Annotated in this window: 21 protein-coding genes and 1 pseudogene; 17 read left to right on the forward strand and 5 right to left on the reverse strand. The window is 72.0% G+C overall.

All coding sequences use genetic code 11. The features are described 5' to 3' along the window. The first annotated feature begins 169 nt into the window (after nt 1–169). Nucleotides 170–1,588: a DEAD/DEAH box helicase gene (locus tag ACWEEU_RS15690; protein WP_451732586.1), complete on the forward strand. Its 1,419-nt coding sequence runs from the start codon at nt 170–172 to the stop codon at nt 1,586–1,588. A 108-nt stretch (nt 1,589–1,696) separates the two neighbouring features. On the opposite strand, the gene ACWEEU_RS15695 is transcribed toward ACWEEU_RS15690, so the two are convergent. Next, on the reverse strand, nt 1,697–2,131 hold the full coding sequence (locus ACWEEU_RS15695) for a hypothetical protein (protein ID WP_451732589.1): 435 nt from the start codon (nt 2,129–2,131) through the stop codon (nt 1,697–1,699). A gap of 227 nt (nt 2,132–2,358) precedes the next feature. Here ACWEEU_RS15695 and ACWEEU_RS15700 point away from each other — a divergent pair, with 227 nt between their 5' ends. The 14 genes from ACWEEU_RS15700 to ACWEEU_RS15765 all read left to right on the forward strand — a co-directional run bounded on the left by ACWEEU_RS15700 (nt 2,359) and on the right by ACWEEU_RS15765 (nt 17,302). Then, complete coding sequence (locus tag ACWEEU_RS15700; RefSeq protein WP_385742438.1) at nt 2,359–2,547, forward strand: hypothetical protein; 189 nt, start codon at nt 2,359–2,361, stop codon at nt 2,545–2,547. Further along, a complete protein-coding gene (locus tag ACWEEU_RS15705; protein WP_451732592.1) occupies nt 2,544–3,299 on the forward strand; it encodes a hypothetical protein in 756 nt (251 codons plus the stop codon). The genes ACWEEU_RS15700 and ACWEEU_RS15705 overlap by 4 nt, the downstream gene beginning before the upstream one ends. Next, on the forward strand, nt 3,289–6,879 hold the full coding sequence (locus tag ACWEEU_RS15710) for a CHAT domain-containing protein (protein WP_451732595.1): 3,591 nt from the start codon (nt 3,289–3,291) through the stop codon (nt 6,877–6,879). The genes ACWEEU_RS15705 and ACWEEU_RS15710 overlap by 11 nt, the downstream gene beginning before the upstream one ends. A gap of 135 nt (nt 6,880–7,014) precedes the next feature. After that, the gene (locus ACWEEU_RS15715) at nt 7,015–7,566 is read left to right on the forward strand and encodes a hypothetical protein (RefSeq protein ID WP_451732598.1); all 552 of its coding nucleotides are present in this window, start codon (nt 7,015–7,017) and stop codon (nt 7,564–7,566) included. Nucleotides 7,567–7,602: 36 nt separating this feature from the next. Beyond that, nucleotides 7,603–8,595, forward strand: a complete 993-nt coding sequence (locus ACWEEU_RS15720; RefSeq protein WP_385742446.1) for a hypothetical protein — start codon at nt 7,603–7,605, stop codon at nt 8,593–8,595. A gap of 42 nt (nt 8,596–8,637) precedes the next feature. Continuing rightward, nucleotides 8,638–8,799 (forward strand): hypothetical protein, encoded by a 162-nt coding sequence (locus ACWEEU_RS15725; RefSeq protein WP_451732601.1) that lies wholly within the window; start codon nt 8,638–8,640, stop codon nt 8,797–8,799. Nucleotides 8,800–8,983: 184 nt separating this feature from the next. Continuing rightward, entirely contained in the window at nt 8,984–9,901 is a 918-nt protein-coding gene (gene ltnD / locus ACWEEU_RS15730) for an L-threonate dehydrogenase (RefSeq protein WP_451732604.1), read from the forward strand. Between the two features lies 1 nt (nt 9,902). After that, nucleotides 9,903–11,180, forward strand: a complete 1,278-nt coding sequence (gene otnK / locus ACWEEU_RS15735; RefSeq protein ID WP_451732607.1) for a 3-oxo-tetronate kinase — start codon at nt 9,903–9,905, stop codon at nt 11,178–11,180. Then, nucleotides 11,177–11,851: a class II aldolase/adducin family protein gene (locus tag ACWEEU_RS15740; RefSeq protein WP_451732610.1), complete on the forward strand. Its 675-nt coding sequence runs from the start codon at nt 11,177–11,179 to the stop codon at nt 11,849–11,851. Before otnK ends, ACWEEU_RS15740 begins: the two co-directional genes overlap by 4 nt. 66 nt (nt 11,852–11,917) lie before the next feature. Next, nucleotides 11,918–13,222 carry an MFS transporter gene (locus tag ACWEEU_RS15745; RefSeq protein ID WP_451732613.1) on the forward strand — a complete coding sequence of 435 codons (1,305 nt, stop codon included), beginning with the start codon at nt 11,918–11,920 and terminating at the stop codon, nt 13,220–13,222. 30 nt (nt 13,223–13,252) lie between these two features. Then, nucleotides 13,253–14,056, forward strand: coding sequence for a 2-oxo-tetronate isomerase (gene otnI / locus ACWEEU_RS15750; protein ID WP_451732616.1), 804 nt, complete (start codon nt 13,253–13,255; stop codon nt 14,054–14,056). Beyond that, nucleotides 14,053–15,099 (forward strand): D-erythronate dehydrogenase, encoded by a 1,047-nt coding sequence (denD, locus tag ACWEEU_RS15755; RefSeq protein WP_451732619.1) that lies wholly within the window; start codon nt 14,053–14,055, stop codon nt 15,097–15,099. The genes otnI and denD overlap by 4 nt, the downstream gene beginning before the upstream one ends. Before the next feature lie 10 nt (nt 15,100–15,109). Beyond that, on the forward strand, nt 15,110–15,868 hold the full coding sequence (locus ACWEEU_RS15760; protein WP_451732622.1) for a FadR/GntR family transcriptional regulator: 759 nt from the start codon (nt 15,110–15,112) through the stop codon (nt 15,866–15,868). A 111-nt stretch (nt 15,869–15,979) separates the two neighbouring features. After that, nucleotides 15,980–17,302, forward strand: coding sequence for an aldehyde dehydrogenase family protein (locus ACWEEU_RS15765; protein ID WP_451732625.1), 1,323 nt, complete (start codon nt 15,980–15,982; stop codon nt 17,300–17,302). Nucleotides 17,303–17,429: 127 nt separating this feature from the next. On the opposite strand, the gene ACWEEU_RS15770 is transcribed toward ACWEEU_RS15765, so the two are convergent. The 4 genes and pseudogenes from ACWEEU_RS15770 to ACWEEU_RS15785 all read right to left on the reverse strand — a co-directional run bounded on the left by ACWEEU_RS15770 (nt 17,430) and on the right by ACWEEU_RS15785 (nt 24,483). Then, complete coding sequence (locus tag ACWEEU_RS15770) at nt 17,430–20,249, reverse strand: lectin (protein WP_451732628.1); 2,820 nt, start codon at nt 20,247–20,249, stop codon at nt 17,430–17,432. Between the two features lie 296 nt (nt 20,250–20,545). Then, nucleotides 20,546–20,668 (reverse strand): annotated as a pseudogene (locus ACWEEU_RS15775) (transcriptional regulator); the annotation flags it as partial. A 319-nt stretch (nt 20,669–20,987) separates the two neighbouring features. Next, a complete protein-coding gene (locus ACWEEU_RS15780; RefSeq protein WP_451732631.1) occupies nt 20,988–22,187 on the reverse strand; it encodes a PP2C family protein-serine/threonine phosphatase in 1,200 nt (399 codons plus the stop codon). 1 nt (nt 22,188) lies between these two features. Continuing rightward, nucleotides 22,189–24,483: a SpoIIE family protein phosphatase gene (locus ACWEEU_RS15785; protein ID WP_451732634.1), complete on the reverse strand. Its 2,295-nt coding sequence runs from the start codon at nt 24,481–24,483 to the stop codon at nt 22,189–22,191. A 432-nt stretch (nt 24,484–24,915) separates the two neighbouring features. On the opposite strand from ACWEEU_RS15785, the gene ACWEEU_RS15790 reads away from it, so the two are divergent. Further along, nucleotides 24,916–25,617 (forward strand): TNT domain-containing protein, encoded by a 702-nt coding sequence (locus tag ACWEEU_RS15790; RefSeq protein ID WP_385742470.1) that lies wholly within the window; start codon nt 24,916–24,918, stop codon nt 25,615–25,617. A 229-nt stretch (nt 25,618–25,846) separates the two neighbouring features. Next, a complete protein-coding gene (locus tag ACWEEU_RS15795; RefSeq protein WP_451732637.1) occupies nt 25,847–26,242 on the forward strand; it encodes a hypothetical protein in 396 nt (131 codons plus the stop codon). Nucleotides 26,243–26,248 lie beyond the last annotated feature (6 nt).

Consider the following 26,248-nt stretch of genomic DNA (forward strand, 5'->3'; position numbering starts at 1 on the left):
GGGGGTGCCGCGTGTCCTGTGCGGGTTGGTCGCCGGTCGCCGGTCGCGGATCCCCGGGCCGTCGGCCGCACGCTGGTAAAATGACCGTACGCTTCGAAACACACAGGACCCGTGCCGACCAAGGCGCGGGTCCTGTTCCGTTCGGGGTCACCAGCGAAGGAAGGTCCCCATGAACGCGAAGACGCCGCACCCCGGGCAGCCCGGTGCCGACGACAATGACCGTGCCGAGACGCCCGGGCGCGAGGGCGCGGCACCCGGTGCGACGACGCCGGGCCTGCCGCCGATCGAGGCGTTCGCCGAGCTGGACCTGCCGTCGGAGCTGGTCCGCACGATGACCGAGCTGGCGGTGCGGGAGCCCTTCCCGATCCAGGCCGCCACGTTGCCGAACGCCCTCGCCGGCCGCGACGTCCTCGGCCGGGCGCGTACCGGCTCCGGCAAGACGCTCGCCTTCGGCCTCCCGCTGCTGGTCCGTACGGCGGGCCGCCGCGCCGACGCGAAGCGGCCCCTCGCGCTGGTCCTCGTACCGACCAGGGAACTCGCGCAGCAGGTGACCGACGCCCTGACGCCGTACGCGGAGGTCCTCGGCGTCCGGCTGGCGACCGTGGTCGGCGGTCTGTCGATCGGGCGGCAGGCGGCGTCGCTGAAGACCGGGGCCGAGGTCGTCGTCGCCACCCCGGGACGGCTGACGGACCTGGTCTCGCGCCGGGACTGCCGTCTGGACCGCGTGGAGATCACGGTGCTGGACGAGGCGGACCAGATGTGCGACATGGGGTTCCTGCCCCAGGTCTCGGAACTTTTGGACCAGGTGCGCCCCGACGGGCAGCGGATGCTGTTCTCCGCCACGCTCGACCGCGACGTCGAGCGACTGGTCGAGCACCATCTGCACGACCCGGTCTCCGCCTCGGTCGACCGGCCCTCGGGATCGGTCACCACGATGGAGCACCACGTGCTCCTCGTCCACCCGGCCGACAAACTCGCCACCGCCACCGAGATCGCCGCCCGCGACGGGCGGGTCCTGATGTTCCTGGACACCAAGGTGGCAGTCGACCGGTTCACCCGCCATCTGCGCGACAGCGGCATCCAGGCCGCCGCCCTGCACAGCGGCAAGTCGCAGCCCCAACGCACCCACACACTGGGCCGGTTCAAGGATGGCGACCTCACGGTGCTGGTCGCCACCAACGTCGCCGCCCGCGGCATCCACGTCGACGACCTCGACCTCGTCGTCAACGTCGACCCGCCCACCGACCCGAAGGACTACCTCCACCGCGGCGGCCGCACCGCCCGCGCGGGCGAGTCCGGCAGCGTGGTCACCCTCGTCACCCCCGGCGAGCGCAGCGAGGTCCACCGCATGATGTCCGACGCCGGCATCCGCCCCACGGTCACCCCCGTCCGCTCCGGCGAAGCGAAGCTGACCACCCTCACCGGCGCCCGCCGCGCCCCCTCCGCGGCCCCCGCCAAGAACACCAACGCTCCCTTCCGCGGCATGGGCACCCGCCCGGGCCGCCCGGCGAAGGAGACCCGAAAGGCGGCGGAGGCGCGCAAGCTCGCGGAGGCGAGGAGGGCGGCGAAGGCGCGGAAGTCCCGCTGAGGGCGGTCCACACGGGCTCGGGAGTCGGCGGACACCGCCGATTCCTGTTTCGCCCACCCGTCCCGCAGCTTCTTCGTGGCAGGTCTCATCCGGCGGGCTGACGGCTGCTCAGATGTACGCCTCCCGGAACGCCCGCGCGAACTCCTCGTCCGTCACCCCTCCGTTGCCCCCGCCTCCTGTGCGATGCCCGCGCTTCGAGAGGGCGAGCACGGGGTCGAGTACCTCGCGCATGTAGTGGCCGGTCCAGTCGGAGGGCTGGCCCTCGTAGGCGGGCAGCGGGGTGAGGACCGCCAGGCTGCCGCCGGGGTGGCTGACGACGCCCCAGACGATCCGGTACATGCCGACCCGGCTCACGATCAGACCGCCGGAGGTGATGTCGTGGTCCTCGGACAGGCGTGGAGCCGCCTCGACGATCTCCGCGACCGTCTCCGGGATGCCGGTCGAGGTCTGCACCGTGGTGACGAGCCCCGCGGAGACGACCAGTTGGTGGAGCAGCTCCACCAGCGTCCCGCGTCCTTCCGGGCCGAGCGTCAAGTCGTGCACGAGGAGGTCCCTTCGGCGGGGCGCCCACTGGGCCGGACGCGGAGAAGAACCGCGGGGAGCCGGAACGGCGTTCGTGTGCAGGGCGGTTGATACGAGGACGAAAGGCTACCGGTTCGGACAGTTCTCCGGAACCACTTCGCGGCTACCGGCTGACGACCGCCGTACCCGGCTCCCCCAGCTTCCCCGAATGCCCTGCGGGAAAGGTGACTTGGCCTGATAATCCGGCCATGACCACGCAACCTCCGCCCCCCGAAGCCGGTGACGTCAGATTCACCGGCACGACCGTGGAGTACTTCGACGGAAGCGACTGGGTCGAGCACGAGGAACTGCCCGACGACCAGTTGCCGCCCCAACTGCGGGGCCACACCGGCGACGAGGACGACGAAGCTCCCGATGACCTCCCGTTCCCGGCGTGAGCAGCCCCGCCGACGGTCAGGCCCCGGACCCGGGACCCGATCCCGTCCTCGCCGACCTCCAGGCATCCGTGAGCGACATGCGGGCCACCGCGCGATGGCTCATCGGCGCGGCGGCGGGAGTCGGCGCGCTGGTGCTGGCGGGCGGACCTCTCGTGATCGTGAAGGACCTGGACGACACCGGTGACGTGATCGCGGCGGTCGGCGGCATCCTGCTCGCGCTCGCGGGCGTGGTCTGGGCGGTGTGGCGTACCAGCGACGTGCTCGGTCCACGCACCGCCGTACTCGACGACCTCGACTCGCCCCGCCTCAAGGGCCTGCGCGAACTCATCGACCGCGGTCCCGCGGACTTCTACGGCCCCCGCGCCACCGGCCCGGCCGCCCTGCGGCGGGAACACCGCCTGCGCCTGACCGTCGCCGCCCGCCTCGAAGCCATGCTGGCGCGCGAGAACGATCCCGCGCTCATCCGGGTCCTGACCCACGAGGCGGCCGTCGCGCGGCGCAACGCGCTCCTGGCTCAGCGCCTGGAACGCCGGCTGCTCGCCTGGATCCACGCCTGGCAGGTGGGACAGGCGCTGCGGCGGGCCCGCAGGGACACGCTCCTGGCCGCGCTGCTCGTACTCGCCGGTGCCGCGCTCTACGTCACGGCACCGCTCGACTCCAAGGACGAGCCGACCGTGGTGTACGTCTGCCGGCCGGACACGCCGCCCCTGCCACTCGGCTCCCACGCGGAGGAGGATCCCTGTGCCCGATGACCCCGCGAAGGGCTCCCACTGGCGGCTGGAGGTACGGCGTACCGCCGTGACCCTCAGCGCCGGTACGAAGACCGTCGCCCAGGGGCCCGGCGTCCAGGTGTCCTACCCCCTCGCGGAGACCGTCCGGGCGCTGAACCGGGCGTACGAGACCGCGGGCCGGGGTGCGCGGCGACGGGCCACCGGTGTGCCACCGGCGGTGCTCACCCGCCGCCTCGGACGCCTGCTCGCCGAGGCGGCGGGCTCCGCGGTGACGCTCGCGCTCGCCGCAGCCGAGCGCGAGACGGCCGGGGAGCACGGCCTGCCGCTCGCCATCGAGGCGGAGCCGGGTGAACTCGCCGACCTGCCCTGGGAAGCCCTCACCCTGCCGAACCAGACGGTGCCGCTGGCACTCCACCCGACGATCCGGCCGTACCGCGCCTTGGCGGGGACAAAGGCGGCGACGGCCGGACCCGTGCACACCGCAGGCGCGGACGGACGCCCGCTGCGCCTGCTCGTGCTGCTCGCCGGCCCGCGTACCGCCCCGGGCCGCCGCGAAGCCCTGCTGGACCTGGACGCCGAGACGGCCCGGCTGGCCACCGCGCTGTCCCGGATCCCGGGGACGGCCGAGCTGCGCGTCCTCAGCTCCGGCAGCCTCACCGCGCTCCGGACGGCCCTGGCGGAGAAGCCCGCCGACATCGTGCACATCGTCTGCCACGCCGGGCCCGGCGAGCTCCTGCTGGAGGACGACCGGGGCGGACCGGCACCGGTGACCGCGCACGCCCTGTGCGAGGCACTGCGCGACGGTCACGGCGTTCCCGCCGTGGTCCTGGCGGGTTGCTCGACCGCGTCGTCGGTGCGCCGGAACCGGCCGCACCCGGGCCCGGAACCGGCGCACGACACCAGGTATCTGCCCGGACTGGCCCAGAGCGTGGCCGAGTTCGGCTCACCCGCCGTGGTGGCCATGTCCGCCCCGGTACGCGACGTCTACGCCGGTGCTCTGATGGCGGCCATGTACGCCGAGCTGGCCGCCGGCCGGCCCCTGTGGGACGCGCTGCACGCCGCCCGCTCCGAGCAGGAGCGGCTCAGGCGCTCCACGAACGAGCGATGGCTGCCGGAATGGCACGTACCCCTGCTGTTCGCCGGACCCCGCCCGACGCGGAGGCCGCCGGACGCCGACGAGGTGCCGGGGGAGTCCGCCGCTGCCGTGGCGCCGCTCGCGCTGCCGCTCGGCGCGTTCGTCGGCCGCCGTACGCAGCTGCGCGCCGCGCTGAAGACACTCGCCGAGGGCGCCGGGCTCGTGGTCCACGGTGTGGGCGGAGTCGGAAAGAGCGCGTTCGTCGGGGAGTTGCTGCGGTTGCGGGCGCTGCCCGCGCCGACGGTGCTGCTGAGCGGACCGGTCGGCCCGGATTCCATCCTGCGGGAGACCGCGGCCGTGCTCGCTTCCGGAGCGGACGCCGAACAGGTGCGAGCGGTCCGCGACCCGCAACGGCCCTGGTCCGCGAGGCTGGACGATCTCGCCGCCCTCGGCGCCGGCCAACTCACCCTTGTACTGGACGACTTCGAGACCAACCTGAGCCGCGACGCACAGGGTCGTACCCGGTTCACCGACCCCGAACTGGGGGAGTTCCTCGTCGCCTTAGCCGGCCGGCAGTCGGGCACGAGCCTGCTGATCGCCTCGCGCCATCCCCTCCCGCTGCCGAACGGGCCGGCGGCCGGGCGGCTGCGTCAGATGCCGCTGCCTCCCCTCAGCCGGGACGAGACCGACCTCCTGCGGCTGCGGCTGCCCCTGACCCGGCTGCTACCCCCGAAGTACTGGCAGCGGATCCGGCACGCCGCCGGGGGGCACCCCCGTACGTACGCCTACCTCGAAGCGCTCCTCGGCACCGGCCGCCCGGCCGACGACCTCGCCGAGCGGATCGGCCGCCTCGGCGGCGGTCTGGAGGTGGCGCGCTCTCGCGTGCGGGGCCAGTTGCGTCCCGCCCTGCGCGAGGCGCTCAGCCTCACCGCGGCCGACACCCTGCTCCAGGAGCTGCTCGCGACTCTGGACCCGGAGAGCCGGACCCTCCTGCACCGTGCGGCGGTGCACCGCGTCCCCGTGCCGGCACGGGCGTTCGGCGTCGTGGACGACGTGGACGACGTAGCCCGCACCGGCGACGCCGACCGAGGGTGCGAGCCGCCGGTAGCCCTGGCCGCCCTGGTGGACGCCGGGCTGCTCGCCGAGGACGGGGTCGACGAGGCGGGCGTTCCCCTCTGGAGCGTCCACCGGTGGATCGCCGCCGAGCTGGAGCGCCTCGACCCGTCGGCCGCGCGGGACGCCCATCGCCGCGCGGCGGCTCATCACGAGGCGCGCTTCCACGGCGACGGGCCGGCAGGCGACGGGAACGCCCCGAAGCCCCATGCCGTACCTGCCGCCCTGTCCGACGCCGCACGCGTCGAGGCGGCGTTCGAGGCGTTGCACCACCTCGGCGCGGCCGGACGCAACGAGCAGGCGGGGGTGCTGGGGCGCGGCCTGTGCCGGATTCTGCACGCCAAGGGCCGTTGGAGCACCGAGCGGGCGCTGTGTCTGCGGATGCTGGAGTGGAGCGAGCCGGGCACCGAGTCGGAGGCCGTCGTCCACCGCCAGCTCGGTCTCATCGCGCGGGACCGGGGCGAGATGCACGCCGCGCGGACGCACCTGGAGCGGGCGCTGGAGGTGAGCACCGGCGCGGACGACGTCCTGGGCGTCGCCTACGCCGAGCACCAGCTCGGGTCCATCGAGCACGAGCAGGGAGACCACAGGGCGGCCGAGTCGCGCTATCTGAGGGCGCGGGCCGCCTTCCGCGAGCTGGGCAGGGAGCGGGACGCGGCGGCGACGCTCTACCAGTTGTCCATGCTGAACCAGTACGACGGACGGCCGGAGCGGGCGGCGGCGGGTTTCGCGGAGGCGATGGAGGTCTTCCGGCGGGAGGGTGACGTGGGCGCGGTCGTCGCCTGCCACCGCAGCCTGTCCTATCTCGCGGAGGACGAGCAGGACTTGGCGACGGCGATGGACCACTGCCGGGCGGCGGTGGCGTTGTGCGAGGAGAGCGAGGACCTCGCCCAGGCGGAGGAACTGCGCAACCAGATCGGCACCCTGCACGTACTGGCGGGCGAACTCAGCGAAGCGCACCGGGAGTTCGACGCGGCTCTGCGTTCCGCCGTCGCCCGCGACGCACCGGAGGAGATGGCGCGCTCCCACCAGCACCTCGGGATCTGCTCGGAGCGCATGGGGGCCATGGAGATCGCGGAGGAACACCTCCGCACGGCCCTGAGGCTCAACGCCGAACTGGAGCGCGTGGTCGGACAGGCGCAGTGCCTCACCGTCCTCGCCCGGCTCACCCGGCTGCGCGGCAGGCCTGCCGACGGCCTCTCCCTCGCCCGGACCGCCCTCGCCCTGTACGCCCGTACGGACGAGGTGCGGGACCGGTCGGGGACGTACCGGGTGATCGGCGACTGCCTGCGCGAGCTCGGCCGCAGGGAAGCCGCCCGCCGCTTCTACACGGCAGGGGTGCGGGACGCCCAGAGCCCGCGTGACCGGGAGAACAACCTCGCCGCTCTGCGGGAGTTGGACGCCTCCGAATGACGCCCCACGAGGGGCGGAAAGACGGGGGAGCGACGCGATCCGGCATATGCCAGTCGCGTTCCGCGCCTATTGCACCCTTGTGTGCGGCCTGTACGGTCTGTCCCCGGACCATCGGTCCCGACACCGGGGGGTGCTGTGAGCCGTTCCGTGGAACGCGCCGTGGGAGTCCTGCGCCAGTGGGCGGAGAGCGACTACCCGTCGGGCGTCGTCGACATGACGGTGTTCGACCTGATCGACACGCAGTGGGGATTCGGGATCCACGACCAGGGCGCTCTGACCCTGGTGTGGGCCGACATCACCGACCGGCCCGCGGACAACTGGTCGGTGCAGATCTCCAGCGGGCTCGCCATCGACGTGCCCGACCTCGTGGGACCGGTGCAGTGGGCGAACGCGGCCAACCGGCAGGTGGTCGTCGGCAAGTACTTCTGCGCGCTCGCGTACGAGCAGAAGATGTCCGCCGCCGTCTACGAGACCTCCCTGCCCACCCTCTATTTCGACCTGCTCTTCGACGGCCCGCACGGCCCCGGCACCTTCCAGCGGCTCGGCGGATGGCTGCGGGCACTTCAGCGGAACAACGTCGTCGCTGCCGCCGAGGGCGCCCGCGAGGTGATCGGCTCCTACGGCGGACGACGGTTCGGCCCCACGGAGGCGGACCTGATCGCGCTGTTCACCGTGGCCAGCGCCTGAGCCGCGACGACTTCGACCGCCCCGGAGGTGGTGGCAGTGGCCGGTCCGAAACCGACGATCCTCATCGCTTCCTCGAGCTTCGACGCGCACACGCACCGCCCGGTGCGGGAGAGGCTTCTCCGGCGCGGCTTTCCCGTCGTCGTCTACCAGACGGACGAGATCATGGCGGGACGGCAGCGGTTCGGGCTGCGTATCGATCCCACCGGACGACTGGCCGTCACCTGCGACGGCCACGACATCGCACCGGACGCGATCGCCGCGGCCTGGTACTGGAAAGTGGCCGGCTTCCGCGTCGCCGACGCCGAGCGGAACGTCGCGAAACAGCTCTCCATGGTGAACGAGATCGCCCAGTGGAACAGCAGCCTGTGGGGCCTGTATCCGGAGCGTCTCTGGCTCAGCTCGCCCCGGGCCGTCGCGGTGGCCAACCAGAAGCTGCTTCAGCTCGTCACGGCGCGGGACGTGGGGTTCACGATCCCGCGTACGGTCGTGGGAAACGACTGGGACGCCGTCGAGGCCGAAACGGCTCCCGACGGGTCGGACATCATCGTCAAGATGATGCGCGGGGTGCTGGCGGACCAGAACCGGCTGAAGGGGCTGTACACCACGCCGCTCGACCGTTCCGCGATCGAGAGCCTGAAGGAGAGCACCATTCCCTTCCCCGGAATGTTCCAGCCGTTCCTGAAGAAGGCCAGGGAATGGCGGATCACCGTGGTCGGGGACGAGGTGTTTCCGGTGGCCGTCCACACGGACGCCGACGCGCGGGACGACTGGAGACGGATGCAGAACACACCGTCGGTGGAATTCCGCGTGGAGCCCCTTCCGGCCGGGGTGGCGGACCTGTGCCGCTCCTATCTGCGGCGCTTCTCCCTGAGGTACGGAGCGTTCGACCTGGTCGAGCAGCCGGACGGCCAGGTCGTCTTCCTGGAGTGCAATCCGAACGGTCAGCACAACTGGCTGGAGGAGAAACTGGGTATCCCCGTGGCCGAAGCGCTGGCCGCGGAACTGGCACGGACGGCAGAGGCGGACTGACGGCTTACGCAGGGGGTCGCCTCCCTGCGACAGCCCCGGTCCGTGACGCGGAACATCCCTAGAGAGGTCGTGACCATGGACGAGCAGCAGCCCGAGACGCAGAAGATCTCCCTGTTCGAAGCCCTCGCGGACGAACTCGTACCGACGGGCCCCAACATGTCCAACCAGTCCACGAAGACGGCGGGGGACGCCGACGACCAGTGACGTCACGCGGCTCGGCCGGGGTCGGCGCCGGAACGTTCGGTGCCGGCCCCTTCCACGCGGTCATGTGACCGGCATCACAGTGCATCAACTCTCGTCATCAGGTCATCATATGACCTGATCGTTGGCGAAGGGGCCGGGCAGGGAAGGGCGCCCGGGCGGCCACAGCGAGACAAGGATGTTGCGCGTGAACGACCAGGAAAGGTCCGCCCTACCCCGGGTGGGCGTGGTGGGACTCGGGGCCATGGGGCTCGGAATGGCACGGAGCCTGCGGAGCGCGGGGTACGAGGTCGGGGTCCACGATCTGCGGTCCGACGTGGCCGCCGAGTTCGCCCGGGAGGGCGGCACCGCGTTCCCGACGCCCGGTGAACTCGCGGCGACCGTCGACGTCCTGGTCGGTGTGGTCGTCAACTCGGCGCAGACCGAACAGGTGTTGTTCGGCGACGGCGGAGCCGCCGAGAGGTTGCGGCCGGGGACCGTGTTCGTGATGTGCTCCACCGTGGACCCCGCCATGTCGGTCGAACTGGAAGGCCGACTGGCCGAGTCCGGCGTGCTCTACCTGGACGCACCCGTCTCCGGAGGCGCCGCGCGCGCCGCGTCCGGGGAGCTGACCATGATGACCTCCGGGTCCCCTCAGGCGTACGCCGTCGCCGGTCCGGTGCTGGACGCGATGAGCGCGACCGTGCACCGGCTGGGCGCGAGCGCCGGGCTCGGCTCCAAGGTCAAGGCCGTCAACCAGTTGCTCGCCGGCGTCCACATCGCCGCGGCCGCCGAGGCGATGGCACTGGGCATCAAGGCCGGCATCCCGCCGGAGACGCTGTACGAGGTCATCACGCACAGCGCGGGCAACTCGTGGATGTTCGAGAACCGCATGGCACACGTGCTCGCCGGTGACTACACACCACGGTCCGCCGTCGACATCTTCGTCAAGGACCTCGGGATCGTGCTCGACTCCGCCCGCCTCGAGCGCTTCCCGCTGCCGCTGGCCGCCACCGCCCACCAGATGTTCCTCCAGGCAGCCGCCTCGGGTCTCGGCGGCGAGGACGACAGCGCGGTGATCAAGATGTTCCCGGGGATCGACCTGCCGAAGCCGGAGGATGACTGACATGGGAATCCGACTCGGCGCCATCGCCGACGACTTCACCGGCGCCACCGACCTGGCGAACAACCTGGTGCGTGCGGGTATGCGCGTCGTCCAGCTCATCGACGTCCCCGAGGGCGGCGGATACGACGCCGCGGGGGACGCCGACGCCGTGGTGATCGCGCTCAAGTCCCGCACCGTTCCCGTCGCGGAGGCGATCGACGCCTCGCTGCGCGCGCTGACCTGGCTGCGGGGCGCGGGCGCCGAGCAGATCTATTTCAAGTACTGCTCGACCTTCGACTCCACCCCCGCCGGGAACATCGGGCCGGTCACCGAGGCCCTGATGGACGCGCTGGGCACCGACTTCACGGTCGCCACCCCGGCGTTCCCGGACAACGGGCGCACCGTCTTCAAGGGCCATCTCTTCGTGGGCGACGTGCTGTTGAGCGAGAGCGGTATGAGGGACCACCCACTGACGCCGATGACGGACTCGAATCTCGTCGACGTCCTCGGTGCGCAGACCACGCGTCCCGTCGGGCTCGTCGACCACACGGTCCTCGCGGCCGGCGCGGAGGCGGTGCGGGACCGGATCGCCGAACTCCGCTCCCAGGGTGTGGCGTTCGCCGTCGTGGACGCCGTCTCCAACGACGACCTCGTGCGGCTGGGTGAGGCCGTGAGTGAACTGCCACTGGTGACCGCCGGTTCGGGGCTGGCCATCGGGCTCCCGGCCAACTGGGGGTTCGAACCCTCCTCGGCGGCAGCCGAGTTGCCGGTCGCCGGTGGACAACGGGCCATCGTCTCCGGCTCGGTCTCCGCGGCCACGAACGGTCAGGTCCGCGCGTTCCTGGACAGCGGACGCCCCGCGTTCAGCGTGGACCCGCTGCGCATCGCGGACGGTCAGGACGTGGCCGCCGAGGCGCTCGCCTTCGCCGACGCCCACCTGGCCGACGGTCCCGTGCTCGTCTACTCCACCGAGGCGCCCGACGCCGTACGCGGAGTGCAGAGCAGGCTCGGCGCCGCCGAGGCCGGCGAGCTGGTGGAGCGCACCCTGGCCGAGGTGGCACGCGGGCTCGTGGCGCGCGGAGTGCGGCAGCTCGTCGTCGCCGGGGGAGAGACGTCGGGCGCCGTCGTCCGGGCGCTCGGCATCACCGGGCTCCGCATCGGCCCGCAGATCGACCCCGGTGTGCCCTGGTGCGCGGCGGCTCTGCCCGACGGGGAGACGCTCCATCTCACCCTGAAGTCGGGCAACTTCGGGGGACCGGACTTTTTCTGCGCCGCCTTCACCCTGCTGGGGAAGTCATGACGAGGACCGTGACCGACCCGGTGGAGGAGGCCCGGCGCGAGATCGTCCGCGTGGGCACGAGCCTGTTCGCACGCGGCTATGTCCACGCCAGCGCGGGCAACATCAGCGCCCAGGTGGGCGACTCCCGCCTGATCACCCCGACCGACGCCGCCCTGGGCTTCCTCGACCCAGGCCGGCTGGCCCTCGTCGACGCCCGGGGCGAGCAGCTCGCGGGCGACCGCGCCAGCAAGACCCTCACCCTGCACCGCCGCATCTACGCAGCCGACCCCACCGCCCGCTTCATCGTCCACACCCACTCCACGCACCTGGTCGGGCTGACCCTGGCCGGAGTGTGGAGTCAGGACGACGTGCTCCCGCCGATCACGCCGTACTACGTGATGAAGGTCGGGCACGTCCCGCTCGTCCCCTACCACCGGCCCGGCGACCCCCGCGTGGCCGACCTGGTGACCGCCCGCATCGCCGAACGCGCGGCGAGCGGTACGCCGATCAGGGCCGTGCTGCTCGACCGGCTCGGACCGGTCGTCTGGGGGCCCGACGCGGCCTCCGCCCTCGCCGTCCTCGAAGAACTCGAGGAGACGGCCCGCCTGTGGCTGCTCACCGACCGCCGCCCCGCACCGCTGCCCGAACCCGCCCTCGCCGAACTGCGATCCGTGTTCGGCGCCCGCTGGTGAACCCGCCCGCCCCCGCACCCGCTCGCTCGTCCCCGGAATCCCCCTGAGCCGCTCCAAGGATTCGTCATGTCTCTCCCCACGGTCGCCACCGAAGTCGACCTCACCCGCGAGAACGCCGTCTTCCGCAAGGTCGTCCGGCGGATCGTCCCCTTCCTCGTCCTCTGCTACATCGTCTCCTACCTCGACCGCGTCAACGTCGGCTTCGCCAAGCTCCAGATGTCCGGTGACCTGGGATTCAGCGAGGCGTCGTACGGCCTGGGCGCCGGGCTGTTCTTCATCGGGTACTTCCTCTTCGAGGTCCCCTCGAACCTGCTGCTCCAGCGGGTCGGCGCCCGCACCTGGATCGCCCGGATCATGATCAGTTGGGGGCTCGTCTCGGCGGCGTTCGTGTTCGTCACCAACGAGGCGACCTTCTACGTGCTGCGCTTCCTGCTCGGCGCGGCCGAGGCCGGGTTCTACCCCGGCGTCATCCTGTACTGCACCTACTGGTTCCCCTCGCACCGCCGGGGCCGCGTCATCGCGATGTTCATGTCGGCGATCCCCGTGGCGGGCATCTTCGGCAACCCGCTCTCCGGCTGGATCCTGGACGCCTTCCACGGCACGGGCGGCTGGCAGGGGTGGCAGTGGATGTTCGCCCTGGAGGCGCTGCCCGCTCTCGCCGTGGGCGTGGCCACGCTGTTCTACCTGGACAACGGGTTGCGGGACGCGAAGTGGCTCAGCGACGAGGAGAAGGACGTCGTGGAGCGGGCGCTCGCCGAGGACGCCACGCACCGGACCGTGCACGGCAGGGTCTGGGACGGCTTCCGCGACCCCAAGGTGTGGCTGATGAGCCTCATCTACTTCTGCTTCGTGATGGGCCAGTACGCGCTGACGTTCTGGATGCCGACCTTCGTGGAGTCCACCGGCATCAAGGGCAACCTGGCCATCGGCGTGCTCAGTTCGGTGCCGTTCCTGGCCGCACTGGTCGCGATGAACCTGTTCGGACGGTCGGCCGACCGGCGCCGGGAGCGCCGCTGGCATCTGGTGGTCCCGAGCCTGATGGGCGCCGTCGGCTTCACACTGGCCGCCTCCTGGTCCGGCTCGACCGCGCTGTCCCTGATCGCCCTGTCCTTCGCGGCGGCCGGCGTACTGACCTGCGCCCCGCTGTTCTGGTCGCTGCCCACCGCCTTCCTCGGCGGCACGGCGGCCGCGGCCGGGCTCGCCCTCATCAACTCCGTGGGAAACCTTGCCGGTTTCGTCAGCCCGTACATGATCGGCGCGCTCAAGGACGGCACCGGCTCGGCCGCGATACCGATGTACGTGCTGGCGTTCAGCCTCGTCGTGGGCGCCGCCGCCGTACTCACCACCAAGAAGGACGTCGTCAACCGCTGACCGGCGCCCACCGGCGTCATGGGAGTGACCATGCCGAGGTTCGCAGCGAACCTGTCCATGATGTACACCGAGCACCCGTTCCCGGCCCGGTTCGCCGCGGCCTCGGCGGACGGCTTCGAAGCCGTCGAGTACCTGTTCCCGTACGCGTACGAGGCCGCCGATCTGCGTCGCCTGCTGGACGACCACGGGCTGCGACAGGTGCTGTTCAACGCCCCGCCCGGCGACTGGGACGCGGGTGAGCGCGGGACCGCCGCACTGCCCGGACGCGAGGCGGAGACACGGGCCGGAATCGACCGGGCACTGGAGTACGCGGCCGTTCTGGACTGCCCGCGCGTGCATGTCATGGCCGGGCTGCTGCCGACCGGAGCCGCCCCCGCAGATGTCGTCCGGCACCGCGACACCTACCTCGCCAACCTCGCCTGGGCCGCCGACCGGGCGGACGCGACCGGGGTGGACCTCCTGATCGAACCGATCAACCACCGCGACATGCCGGGTTACTTCCTCAACCGCCAGACCCAAGCACACGCTGTCGTACGGGAGCTGGACGCCGACAACGTCAAGGTCCAACTGGACCTCTACCACTGCCAGATCACCGAGGGCGACCTCACCACGGTCCTGCGCCGGGACCTGCCGACCGGCCGGGTCGGGCATCTCCAGATCGCGGGCGTGCCCGACCGGCACGAACCCGACGCGGGCGAACTGAACTTCGGCCATCTCTTCGCTGTCATCGACGAGTTGGCCTTCGAGGGGTGGACCGGCTGCGAGTACCGCCCCCGCGCCGGGACGAGCGAGGGGCTCGGCTGGCTGCACGACTACCGAGGAGCACACGCATGAGGATCGTCATCACCGGTGGCTTCGGCTTCCTGGGCCGCCAGGTGGCCGAACGGCTGCTGGAGACGCGGACGTTCAACGCTGTACCCGTGGACCGGCTGGTGCTGGCCGACCTGTTCACACCGGACGCGTCACCGCTCACCGCCGACCCGCTCGTGGAGGTGGTCCAGGGCGATCTGACCGCACGGCTGGGTGAGTTGTTCGCCGAGCCGGTGGACGCGGTGATCCACCTCGCCTCCGCCGTGTCCGCCGAGTGCGAGGCCGACTTCGACCTCGGGATGGCCGCCAACGTCGACACCACCCGCGCCCTGCTCGAAGCCGCCCGCGCGCAGTCCGCCGCCGGGGGACCGGTCGTACGGCTGCTGTTCTCCAGCAGCGTCGCGGTGTATGGCCCGGACCCGGCGCTGCCGCTGCCCGAGGTGGTCAGTGAGGCCACGCTGCCTGCCCCACGCTCCAGTTACGGCGTGCAGAAGTTCGTCTGCGAGCAGCTCGTCGCGGAGTACACGCGCCGTGGCTTCGTGGACGGACGCGTGGCGCGGCTGATGACCGTGTCGGTGCGGCCGGGCAAGCCGAACGCCGCCGCGTCCGGGTTCCTGTCCGGCATCGTCCGGGAGCCGCTGGCCGGGCTGCCGGCCGTCTGCCCCGTCGACCCCGCCCTGCGGGTCGCCCTGGCCTCGCCCCGGCGCACGGTCGCGGGCATCCTCCGGGTCGCGGAACTGGAGCGCGGCGAGGGCCCCGGTCAGCTCGACGGGCGGCTGCCGGTCAACCTGCCCGCGCTGACGGTCTCGGTCGAGGAGATGCTCCTGACCCTTCGCCGGGTGGCCGGGGACGCGGTCGCGGACCTCGTGACCGTCGCGCCCGAGCCCGCCGTCGAGGCCATCGTGGGCTCCTGGCCCGCCGACTTCGACAACGCGCGCGCCGCCACCCTGGGCCTGGCGGCCGACCCGGACTTCGAGTCGGTCGTCCGGGAGTACCTCACCGACCACGCCGACGCGGTGACCGCCGTCACCGGGCTCGGAGCCGGGCGGCAGAGCGCGGATCGATAGACTGAAAAGCATGTTTTCCAAGGTGAGCGGTCCGATACGGCTCGCGGACCAGGTCGCCGCGATCCTCGCGGAGGAGATCGAGTCCGGGCGGCTCGCCGAGGGCGACAAACTGCCGACCGAGGTCGCGCTGGTCAAGCAGCTCGGCGTGAGCCGCACGGTCGTCCGCGAGGCGGTGTCCCGGCTGCGCAACGCGGGACTGGTCGAGCCGCGCCAGGGCCTCGGCGTCTTCGTCCTGCCCCGGCGCACCCGGCCGCTCGACCTGGAGGCGGAGTCCCCGGGCACCAAGTCCCGGGTGCTCCAGATCGTCGAGGTCCGCGCCGCGCTGGAGGGCGAGGCGGCGGCCCTGGCGGCGACCCGTGCCATGCCGGACGACATCGCCCGGATGCGCGGGGCACTGGACGCGCTGGACGCGGCGGTCGCGGCCGACGGCGACGGTGTCGACGAGGACCTCGCCTTCCACCGCTCCATCGCGGAGTCCACCGGCAACCCGGTCCTCGTCCAGACGGTGCGCTACCTGGGCGAGGTCGCCCGCGGCGGCATCCGCGTCACCCGCGCCAACGAGGCGCGCCGCAGCGACTTCATCGAGGCGGTGCGCCAGGAGCACCACGCCATCCTGGCCGCCGTGGAGGCCCGCGACCCCGAGGCCGCTCAGGCCGCCGCCCGCCTCCATCTGCGCCACGCCGCGTCCCGCCTCCAGGACGCGGACGACCGGTTCTGGACGGAGAACGACGGGCTGGACGTACGGCTGGGGCCGGGCTCGGACATCTGACGCCGCGCGCCCGCTCGCCGTGATCTGCGTCATTCCGGGCAATGCGCGGAATGCGGTCGGCCACCTGAAAGGTTGGTGTTTACATCTGTCAGCCGAGATCGCGAGGCACCCGTGAACCACGCCCCCACCGAGCAGCCCGCCGACACCGTCGCCCGCCTGCGCGACACGTTCCGCACCGGCCGGACCAAGTCCGTCGAGTGGCGCAGCGAGCAACTGCGCCGCCTGCGCGCGCTGCTCACCGAGCGCGGCGCCGACCTCGCCACCGCCCTCCACGCCGACCTGGGCAAGAGCGCCACCGAGGCGCACCGCACGGAGATCGACTTCACGGTCCGCGAGATCGACCACACCCTGGAACACCTGGAGGAGTGGCTGCGCCCCGAGCCGGCTCCGGTCCCCGCGCACCTCGGCGCCGACGCGACGGCCTGGACGCAGTACGACCCGCTCGGCGTCGTCCTCGTCATCGCCCCCTGGAACTACCCGGCCCAGCTTCTGCTCGCCCCGATGGTCGGCGCGCTGGCCTCCGGCAACGCGGTCGTGGCGAAGCCGAGCGAGCTGGCGCCGGCGACCTCCGCCGCGCTGGCCGAGCTGATCCCGGCCTACCTCGACACCGACGCGGTCGCCGTGGTCGAGGGCGGCATCCCGGAGACCACGGCCCTGCTGGCCGAGCGTTTCGACCACATCTTCTACACCGGCAACGGCACGGTGGGCCGCGTCGTCATGCGCGCCGCCGCCGAGCACCTCACCCCGGTCACTCTCGAACTCGGCGGCAAGTCACCGGCGTTCGTCGACCGGGACACCGATCTCGACGTGGTCGCCGACCGGCTCGCGCGGGGCAAGTTCCTCAACGCCGGGCAGACCTGCGTCGCCCCCGACTACGTCCTCACCGACCCGGACACCGCCCCCGCCCTGGAGGCGGCACTCGTCCGCGCGGTCGAGGGCATCTACGGCACCGAGCCGGCGACCTCGCCCGAGTACGGCCGGATCGTCAACGAGCGCCACTTCGACCGCCTCTCCGGCCTGCTCGACTCCGGGCGGGTGGTGGTCGGCGGGGCGAGCGACCGTGAGGACAAGTACATCGCGCCGACCGTCCTGGCCGACGTCGCGCCCGAGGCGCCCGTGATGCGGGAGGAGATCTTCGGACCCATCCTGCCGATCGTCACCGTGCCCGACCTCGACGCGGCGGTGGACTTCATCAACGACCGCGACAAGCCGCTGGCGTTGTACGTCTTCACCGAGTCCGACAGCACCCGCGACCGCATCGCCGCCGAGACCTCCTCCGGCGGCCTGGGTCACGGCCTGCCCCTCGCCCACCTCACCGTCTCCGACCTGCCCTTCGGCGGCGTGGGGGAGAGCGGCATGGGCAGCTACCACGGCCGCTACTCGCTGGAGACCTTCAGTCACCGCAAGGCGGTGCTGTCCAAGCCGCTGAGCTGAGCTGCCGTCTCACAGACCGCCGGCGAGCCGGCATCACCCGTGCACGCACAGATCACGCGCAATTGAAGACGCCTTCGCCCTGTCCGCTCCGCGAGGACAGGGCGAAGGAGAGCGATCGGACCACCGGCTACGCCGCCGGAAGCGTCCACTTCTGTGCCGCCGAGCCGTTGCAGGAATAGATCTGCAACCGGGTGCCCTCCGCCGTGGCGGAGTTGGGATCGTCCAGGCACAGACCGGAGTTGGTGTTCTTCAGCGAGCCGTCCGAGCCGATCGTCCACGCCTGGGCGCCGGTGCCGTTGCAGGTGTACAGCTGGACGAGGGTGCCGTTGGCCGTCCCGCTGTTCGACACGTCGAGGCACTTGCCGAGGGTGCGCAGGGTGCCGTCCGAGGCGACCGTCCAGTCCTGGGCGTACGTCCCGTTGCAGGTCCAGAGCTGGATCGCCGTGTGGTCGGCCGTACCGGAGTTGGCGTCGTCCACGCAGAGCGAGGAACCGACACCCGCCTTCACCGGACCCACCCGGGGCTTGGCCGGCGCCGAGGTGTCACCGGGGTACGACGGGGGAGCGGCGGAAGTCCCGCTCGCCCAGCCGGTGTTGGCCGTGGTCCCCAGCGTGAAGCCGAGGGTGCCGCCCGACGTGATCGCGGACGTCGGAGCGTAGGCGTTGTTCCACGCCGAGCCGTTGAAGGTCGCGGACTGGACGTAGGGGGCGTTGTCCGCCGCGCCGGAGCCGTTGACCGTGAGCGTGTTGCCCGACGGCAGCGTGACCTGGGCCTGCGGGAACAGCGGGGAACCGAGGGCGAGATCGGACGTGCCCGGTGTCATGGGGAACATGCCGAGCGCCGACCAGACGTACCAGGCACTCATCGCACCGAGGTCGTCGTTGCCGTCGGCGAGTCCCGCGGGAGAGTTGGACCAGATCTGGTCCTGCACCGCGCGCACGGTGGACTGGGTCTTGTACGGCATACCGATGTAGTCGTACTCCCAGGGCAGTTCGATACTCGGTTCGTTGCCGACCCAGGCGTAGCCGTTCGCGCCGGTGTAGCTGCGCAGCACGGTGTCGAGGTAGTCGCCCATCACCTTGTCGCCGCCCTTGGCGGTGGCGAGTCCGCCCACGTCGAACGGCACCATGCCCGTGTAGATCCAGGAGTCGGCCTCCACCATGTCCGTCCCGCTGGTGGGGTCGAACCCGCCGGTCCAACCGCCGTTGGCGTTGCGCGGCTGAACGAAACCGGAGGCGGGGTTGAGGACGTTGCGCCAGTCCTGCGCCCGGCGGGCGTACGTCTTCTGGTTCTGGCTGTCGCCGAGGGAACCGGCGAGTGCGGAGAGTGCGAAGTCGGCGGTGTCGTACTCCAGCGTGGTGGCGACGGGGCCGTAGAAGTTGCAGCAGCCGTAGCTGCCGTCGTGCGGCTCGTAGCCGGGGCTGTCGAGGTAATTGAGACCCGGCCGGTCGTTGTTCGCGGTGCTCGCCTGCTTCAGCAGCCCCTTGAGCGCCGTCGAGGTGTCGAAGTCCCGTGCGCCGAAGGCGTAGTAGTCGGCGATGATGGCCGCGGCCGGGTCGCCGACCATGACATAGGACTCGCCGTTGTTCTCCGACCACTTGGGGAAGATCCCGGTCTGCTGGTAGTCGTCCACCATCGACTGGGCCGTGTCGGAGGCCACTTGGGGACTGACCAGTGCCTCCAACTGTGCCTGGGAGCGGTAGATGTCCCAGCCGGAGTAGTTGGCGTACGCGGCCCGGTGCCCGGAGTCGACCTGGTGCGTCCTGCCGTCGAAGCCGAAGTACTGGCCGTTCGTGTCGCTGATGACGTTCGGGTGCAGCAGGGAGTGGTAGAGCGCGGTGTAGAAGATCTTCTGCTGGTCCGAGGTCCCGCCGCCGATCAGCACCTTGCCGAGCGCCGAGTCCCAGGCGTCGTGCGCCGAGGTGCGCACGGCGTCGAAGTTCCAGTTGGGGTTCTCCGCGGCGCGGTTGGCGCTCGCGTTGGCGACGGAGACATAGGAGACGCCCACCTTGGCCTGGACGACCTGGTTCGAGCTGGTGTCGAAGGTGACATGGGCGTTGGACGCGGCGGCCTCGGGGGTTGCGTCGCCCTTGGCGGCCGCCTTCGGCCCGGCGCCGTGCAGACGCGGGTGGTTCGGCTTGTCCGCCGCGTTCTTCCCGGCCCGCTCGGTGCGCGGCGCCGGCTTCGACGCGGCGAGCGAGCTGCCGCTGCCGGCGAAGGGCCGGTCGAAGACCATGTCGAAGTAGACGGTGTAGCTGTTCCCGGCCCCGCAGAACCGGCCGCTGGTGACCTGACCGCTGACCTCGGTGTTGGACACCACGTTGAACTGGGTCGAACTACCGCCGTTCTGGCTGCCGTTCAGCTTGAACAGCAGGTTCGCCTGAGTGGTCGCGGGAAAGGTGAACCGCGCCATCCCGCTCCGCGTGGTGGTGGCCAGCTCGGTGGTCACCTTGTTGTCGAGCGCGACCTTGTACGAGCCCGCCGTGGCCGACTCGTTGGCGTGCGAGAAGGAGTCGGTGGCCGAGTTGCTGACCGCGCCGACCGTCGGCAGCACCGGCACGTCACCCGCCGCGCCGCAGCCGGGACCGGCGATGTGCGTGAGGCTGAACCCGGTGATCGAGGAGTCCTTGTACTCGTACCCGCCGCCCGGCGGCCGCGAGGAGGTGTCAGGGCTCCACTGCACCATGCCGAAGGGCACGTCCGCGCCGGGGAAGTCGTTGGCGTCGTTCGACGTGCCGATGAACGGGTTGACCAGGTCGGCCGGATGGGCGACGAGGTCGGCGGGGCGGGCGGCCGCCGCCGCTGCGGGCGCGGGCAGCGCGTAGGCGCCGAACAGCGCGGCCCCGGCCACGGCGCCGAGGGCTGCGTACCCCCGGCGCGACCGGGACGACCGTGGCCCGACCGGGGCGGCGCCCCGGCGTCTGCTGAACAACGAGTTCCCGAACATCGCGATGTGCCTCCTGGGGAAGTGGGGGAGGGGCGGACTCGACGCGGTTCCTGGGTAGGGGTGACAACGTTGTCTCGAAGGTGAACGGGGCTTCCTGGTCGAGGGTGTCGGGGTCGTTCGAGGTGCACGTGGCGACGACTTGTCACGGCGGAGGACAAGGCGGCTCGCACGGGGAGCGCCGGTGGGTGCCGAAACGCTGTCGCAACGTAGCGATGAGACGTGAGCACGTCAATGCTACGCGTGACGGGTGCGGCTACTTCGGGCCGTGGCGCCAACCTGCCGGTGTGCGGGCCCCGTTACTCGTTCCCGTCGGCGCGCAGGGTCAGGTCGAGAAGGCCGGGGAAGCGGGCGTCGAACTCCTCACGGCGCTGCCGGTGGAGCCGCCTGGGGCCCTGGTCGCGCTGTTCGACCAGCCCCGCGTCACCCGCTCCGGCGATCCCCCACGGTCCCGACGGGAACGAACTCCGCCACCACGCCCGGGGCGGTCCGCTCCGGCTCGCCCGTCAACCACTTCACCTGCGCGGTGGCCGGCGCCGAGGCCCTGCTCGCGATCCGGATGCGCTGCGTCGTACCCCCTGGGCGCGGTTGGCCGACGCTCATGCCGACACCTTGTCCGCCCCTCGGGGCCGATTCGTCACCCCGGCACCCGTCACCCCGGCACCCGTCACCCCGGCACCCGTCACCCCGGCACCCGTCACCCTGGCACCCGTCGTACCGGCACCCCCAAGGAGCCGCCTCTCAGGCGTCCGCTCCCGCATCGCAGTGGCGTACCTTCGCGCCGGGACCGTGCCAGTCGAGGCACAGCACGGTCGCGTCGTCCCTGAGGTCGCCGTCGCAGGTGATGACCGCGTCGACCAGGGCGCGGACGACCTCGCGCGGATGCTCCGTGGCGGTCGCACCGATGATGCCGGGCAGGTCGACGGACGCCGCATTCCGCTCCTGCATGCCGTCCGTGTAGAGCACCAGGCGGTCGCCGGGACGCAGGTCGAGATCCTGCACCTCGTACGGGCCCCGCTCTCCGGCGACGCCGAACGGCAGATTGACGTTCAGCGGGACGGTCTCGACCACGCCGTCGCGCAGTCGGAGCGGCCAGAGGTGTCCGGCGTTGACGAGCCGGGCCCCGCTCCCGTCGAGGGCGACTTGCAGCAGCAGGCCCGTGGCGAAGGTCCGCCGTCCGTGATCGAGGAGGGCCTGGTGCGTGCGGCGGGCCTGCTCGGCGAGGTCCGCCCCGGCACGGCGGGCGCCGCGCGAGGCGTTGACCAGCAAGGTGGCCATCAGGGAGGCGTGGACGTCGTGGCCCATCGCGTCGGTGACGGACAGGTGCAGGGTGTCGTGGTCGAGGGTGTAGTCGTAGGTGTCACCGGCGATGTTGTCGGCCGGGACGAGCGCGCAGGCCAGCGCGAACTCGGCGGCTTCGCAGGAGGGTGCGGAGGGCAGCAGTTGCCGCTGGATCTCCGCCGCCAGGCTCACCGGGGTGGTCCGCTGGCCCCAGTGGTAGAGGTCGGTGAAGCGGCGGTCGGTGACGACGATGTACGCCAGCGCGTGCGCGGCCTCCGCGACCTGCTCCAGCACCTCCTCCGTCACCTCGGGCAGCCACAGCTCCAGCACCCCGATGGTGTCGCCGCGGTTGGTGACCGGGGCGAGGACCAGCTGTCCCGTCCCGGCGTTCGCCGCCCGCAGCACCTTCTGGGTGCGCAGCACCTCCTCGTAGACGCTGCCGGCCAGCGGGATCTGCTCGGCGCGGCGCCCCTGCTGGGTGGCCCTCTCCTCGGTCACCCTGACCACGCTGCGGCTGACGAGGTCGACGAACAGGAACGACACGTACTCCGCGCCGAACCGCTCGCGCAGATTGCGCGCGACCACGTCGAGCGAGGCCACCGGAGCGGCGGCTTCCGCCGCCTCCAGCACATCGGTCAGTCCCATCCCGTCGCGCGTCACATCAGCCTCCCTGAGTCGACCATTCTCCTTCCCGCCGCTCGAAGGGGCACTCGTTGGTGATCCGGACCGGCCCGGGCGCCCCGTCCCGGAGGGCGGTCAGGACGAGGACCGCCTGGTCGTCGTCGATGCCGTCGGATCCGGTGAACGCGCGGACCGCGCTGGTCAGGGCGGTGACGGCGTCCTCGGCGGTGTGGGCGGCCGGAAGCGTGCCGAGTGCCTGGAACAGGCGTTCCTCCCCGAACTGGCCGCGGGTCCGGTCGCAGGCTTCGGTGATGCCGTCGGTGTGGAGCAGGAGGCTCTCACCGGGGGACAGGCGCATGTGGTGGGCGGGCAGGTCGGGATCGGCGGCGATGCCGATGAGGGGGCCGGGGACCTCCACCGGCCGGGCGTTTCCGCCGGCGTCGATGTGGACGGGGTACTCGTGTCCGGCGCGGACGAGGGACAGGTCGAGGCCGCCGCCGTCCACGGGGACGAAGTGGCCGTAGACGAGGGTGACGAAGCCCCCGTCGTGGTCGGTGGGCCGGTCGAGGAGGGCCTGGTTGATCGCCTGGACCACGGCCGGCGGGTCGGGCAGCAGGCGGGCCACGGCGCGGGCGGTGTGGCGCACGAGGGCGGTCGTCGCGGCGGCGGTGGCGCCGCGGCCGCAGACGTCGCCCAGCAGGAACGCCCACCTGCCGTCGGGGAGCGGAAAGACGTCGTAGAAGTCGCCACCGATGTCGAGGCCCTCACCGGCGGGGTGATAGTAGGTGGCGATCCCCGCGCCGGGCACGCCGGGAACCCGGGGCATCAGCAGGCCGGCCTGCAGGTCCCGTGCGAGGGCGGCACGCTGGGTGTACTGGCGGGCGTTGTGGGCGGCGGAGGCCGCGCGCCGGGCGAGTTCCTCCGCCAGGGCGACGGTGTGACCGTCGAACACGTGCCCACCGGTGGAGAGCAGGGTCAGCGTGGCGAAGGTACGGCCGCGGTCGGTCAGCGGGATGCACAGATAGCCGGTGACGCCGAGATCCCGCCAGGGCCCCGGGCCCGTGGGAGCGCGCCGGGCGACCTCGCTCACGCCGGTCGCCAGCACCCGGGCGACCGCGTCGTCCTCGGCGTCGTAGACCGGGATGTGGGAGGCGAGGAGCCTCTCCGCCGCGTCGGAGGGGGCCGCGGTGGCCACCCGGCGCAGTCGTCCTGCCTCGGCGATGTCCACCGCGCACAGCGGTCCCAGCGCGGGCACGCAGAGGGCCGCCAGTTCCTGGAGCGTCTGCAGATGGTCCAGGTCCGAGGTGAGCGCCGTGCTGGCCTTCAGCAGGAACGCCAGGTCCTCGCGCGCGGCCTTCTCCCTCGCCTCCGCCTCCGCGCGGGCCCGCTCGGCCCGATGGCGCTCGATGGCCAGGGCGGCGGTCTCGGCGAACACCCTGGCCAGGGCGAGGTCGGAGTCCTGCGGCTCGCGGGGCACGCGGTGGTACATCGCGAAGGTGCCCAGCAGCGAGCCGTCCCGGGCGAGGATCGGAGTGGACCAGCAGGCCGCGAGCCCCGCGGCGGTGGCCAGGTCGCGGAAGTCGTCCCAGAACGGGTCGGTGGCGATGTCGCTGACGATGACGGGTCGGCGCCGGTGGGCCGCGGTGCCACAGGAGCCCACGCCCTCCCCGGTGGCGATGCCGTCGATGGCCCGGTTGTAGAAGTCCGGCAGGCTGGGTGCGGCACTGTGCCGCAGCCGCACGCCGTCGGCGTCGGCGAGCAGCACCGAGACCAGCACCTCCTCCGGCATCAGCTTCTCGATGGCCCGCGCCATGCCGTCCAGCACCTGCTCCAGCGGCGCCTGCCGGGCGATCTGCTCCAGCAGCACACGGTGTTCGGCCGTCAGCCGCTGCGCCTGCTTGAGGTGCGTGGTCTCCACCCCGACGACCCGCACCCCGACGCAGTTGCCGCCCACGTCGAGGCGCGGCTCGAAGGTGAAGTCGAAGAACGCCTCGCGCGCACCCGGCCCGGTGCCCACGAGAACCCGCGCGTCGTACTCGGTGTACGGCGTACCGGTGCGGTAGACCCGGTCCAGCAGGGCCAGAAGACCCTGCTCGGCCGGCTCCGGCATCAACTGCCCCAGCGGTACCCCGGTGCGAGTCCGCTCGCCCCCTCCGATGGCCTCGAAGAACGCCTCGTTGGCGGTCTCGACCATGTGGGCGGGGCCCGCGAGGGAGGCGAAGACGGCGGTGGACCTGCCGAACAGTGCCCGGAGATCGTGCCCCGACGAGGTGGACTGACCCTCCTCGCCGGGCCCGGCGTTCTGAGCGGGCTCTCGTCCCGGGACGCTCATCATGCCCCTGCTGCCCCCTCACTCACGGCACCCGGTGCGGGTGCGCTGTCCGAAACCGACGTCCGCGCGCCGTCACCGGCGGCGAGGGCGTCCGCCGGCGTGCCACGGAGACCGACGGCCTGATCCAGACCCTCGCGGCGCGCTTCTCACGGAGACACCGCGGGGACGGCCATGACACTCCCCAGTGATCGGCCGTCCCCGCAGCACATCCGGAACCCTGCTACCCCGGGTCCTCAGGAGCAACACGGTCCCGCACGTGACTCCGCTCACACGATTGCGCCTGTCGGGTTCCGTTGCTGCGCCGTTCGGAGGTCTTCCGGCCGCACCAACCCGGCTTCGCCTTCCCTCGCCCGCCACTAATGGCTCGTCACGGGCAACGCCCGTGTGTCCGGTGCCGGGTGGCACCGGCCGGGAAGGGACAGGGAAGAGACTCGAATGAAGCTACTGCGTCGCCTCATGGTGGGCGCGCTCACCTCGCCGCTCCTGCTGATCGGCCTCGCCCCGGGCCCCGTCGAGGCCGCCGGCGCTCGTGCCGGGGTCGCCGGCGTCGCCGGGCAGGACTGCCCGACCGTCCACCGGTCGCCCGGCACGACCACGGCACCGCCGACCGGGCTGGAGACGTACTACCGGGACGACTGGCGGCTGGGCCCCAGCCATCTGCCCCGCACCGGGCCCATCGCCCGGATGCTGCGCGGCTGGAAGCCGCAGGACAGCACCTCGCCGTACTGGTTCCTGGGCTGCTACTGGCAGACCGACCAGCAGAACAAGTCCGGCTGGTGGTACCCGGACAACAACGGGTTCGTCCTGCGTGACGGGCGCCCGGTGCACGAGACCAGGACGCTGAGGGCGGGCCAGATGGTCGACCTGTTCGGCAGCGGCCGGGGCAACTTCCTCGCCCCGCAGGGCACCCCGTACATCCGGCGCGCGATTCCGCCGACCAACCTCGACGAGTACAACGCGTCGGACCCGGCGTACAACTACCACCTCTACAAGGTGGTCAAGCCGTTCACGGTGGAGGCCGGTCCGATCCGCCCGTGGTTCGGCCAGCCCGGGCTCGGCACGCAGTACGTGACGAACACGACGATCCCGAACCTCGTGAACGCCGGAAACCTGCGGGAGGTCACCCCGGCGACCTGACCCCGCCCCACCCGACCGCCCCGCGCCGCCCCGGCCGCGGGGCGTCGCGTTCCCCCCGGCGTGCGCTTCGGCGGACTTCCCGTGAACGCGTCGCAGCGGCTGTTCGCCGCCCGGCCCGCCGCAACCCGCCCGACCGCCCGCGACGCACAGGGCGCCTCACGCATGCCGGTTGACGGGGCGGTGCAGCTCCACCACTGCTACCGCGTCACCAAGTACGACCCCGCCGACCGTGACGAACACGGGTACCGCGTCGGCGGCGAGGACACCGCCGGCGATCACGGCGAGCGGCCCAGTTCGGCGTGGAGCCACCTGTGGACGGCTTCGGGCTGGACGGGCTCCCCGCGCCCGTCTCGCCGTCTGGCCGTCCCTGTCCACCGACATCGACGCCGTCCTGCGAACCCTGCCCGTCGATGGCCTGATCGAAGGCGTCCGGCAGGACGACGACGGCACCATCACCATCACCATCACCAGCGCCATCGCCGAGGACGACGAGTTCCCCGAAACGGCCACCCGGATGTCCCGCGCCCACGCGGCCGCGCTCCTGCCCGTGTACGCGGGCGAACGCAGGCCTCTGTACACCGCCGTCATGCCCCACAACGACGTTTTCCTGCGGGCCCGTTGGTGAACCGAG

The organism is Streptomyces sp. NPDC005004 (genome assembly GCF_053600675.1).

Coding starts and splice junctions, on each gene's coding strand:
- ACWEEU_RS15740 (WP_451732610.1), top strand. CDS start 11,177: ATGACGAGGACCGTGACCGACCCGGTGGAGGAGGCCCGGCGCGAGATC.
- ACWEEU_RS15770 (WP_451732628.1), bottom strand. CDS start 20,249: ATGTTCGGGAACTCGTTGTTCAGCAGACGCCGGGGCGCCGCCCCGGTC.
- otnK (WP_451732607.1), top strand. CDS start 9,903: ATGGGAATCCGACTCGGCGCCATCGCCGACGACTTCACCGGCGCCACC.
- denD (WP_451732619.1), top strand. CDS start 14,053: ATGAGGATCGTCATCACCGGTGGCTTCGGCTTCCTGGGCCGCCAGGTG.
- ACWEEU_RS15785 (WP_451732634.1), bottom strand. CDS start 24,483: ATGATGAGCGTCCCGGGACGAGAGCCCGCTCAGAACGCCGGGCCCGGC.
- ACWEEU_RS15790 (WP_385742470.1), top strand. CDS start 24,916: ATGAAGCTACTGCGTCGCCTCATGGTGGGCGCGCTCACCTCGCCGCTC.
- ACWEEU_RS15700 (WP_385742438.1), top strand. CDS start 2,359: ATGACCACGCAACCTCCGCCCCCCGAAGCCGGTGACGTCAGATTCACC.
- ACWEEU_RS15745 (WP_451732613.1), top strand. CDS start 11,918: ATGTCTCTCCCCACGGTCGCCACCGAAGTCGACCTCACCCGCGAGAAC.
- otnI (WP_451732616.1), top strand. CDS start 13,253: ATGCCGAGGTTCGCAGCGAACCTGTCCATGATGTACACCGAGCACCCG.
- ACWEEU_RS15760 (WP_451732622.1), top strand. CDS start 15,110: ATGTTTTCCAAGGTGAGCGGTCCGATACGGCTCGCGGACCAGGTCGCC.
- ACWEEU_RS15690 (WP_451732586.1), top strand. CDS start 170: ATGAACGCGAAGACGCCGCACCCCGGGCAGCCCGGTGCCGACGACAAT.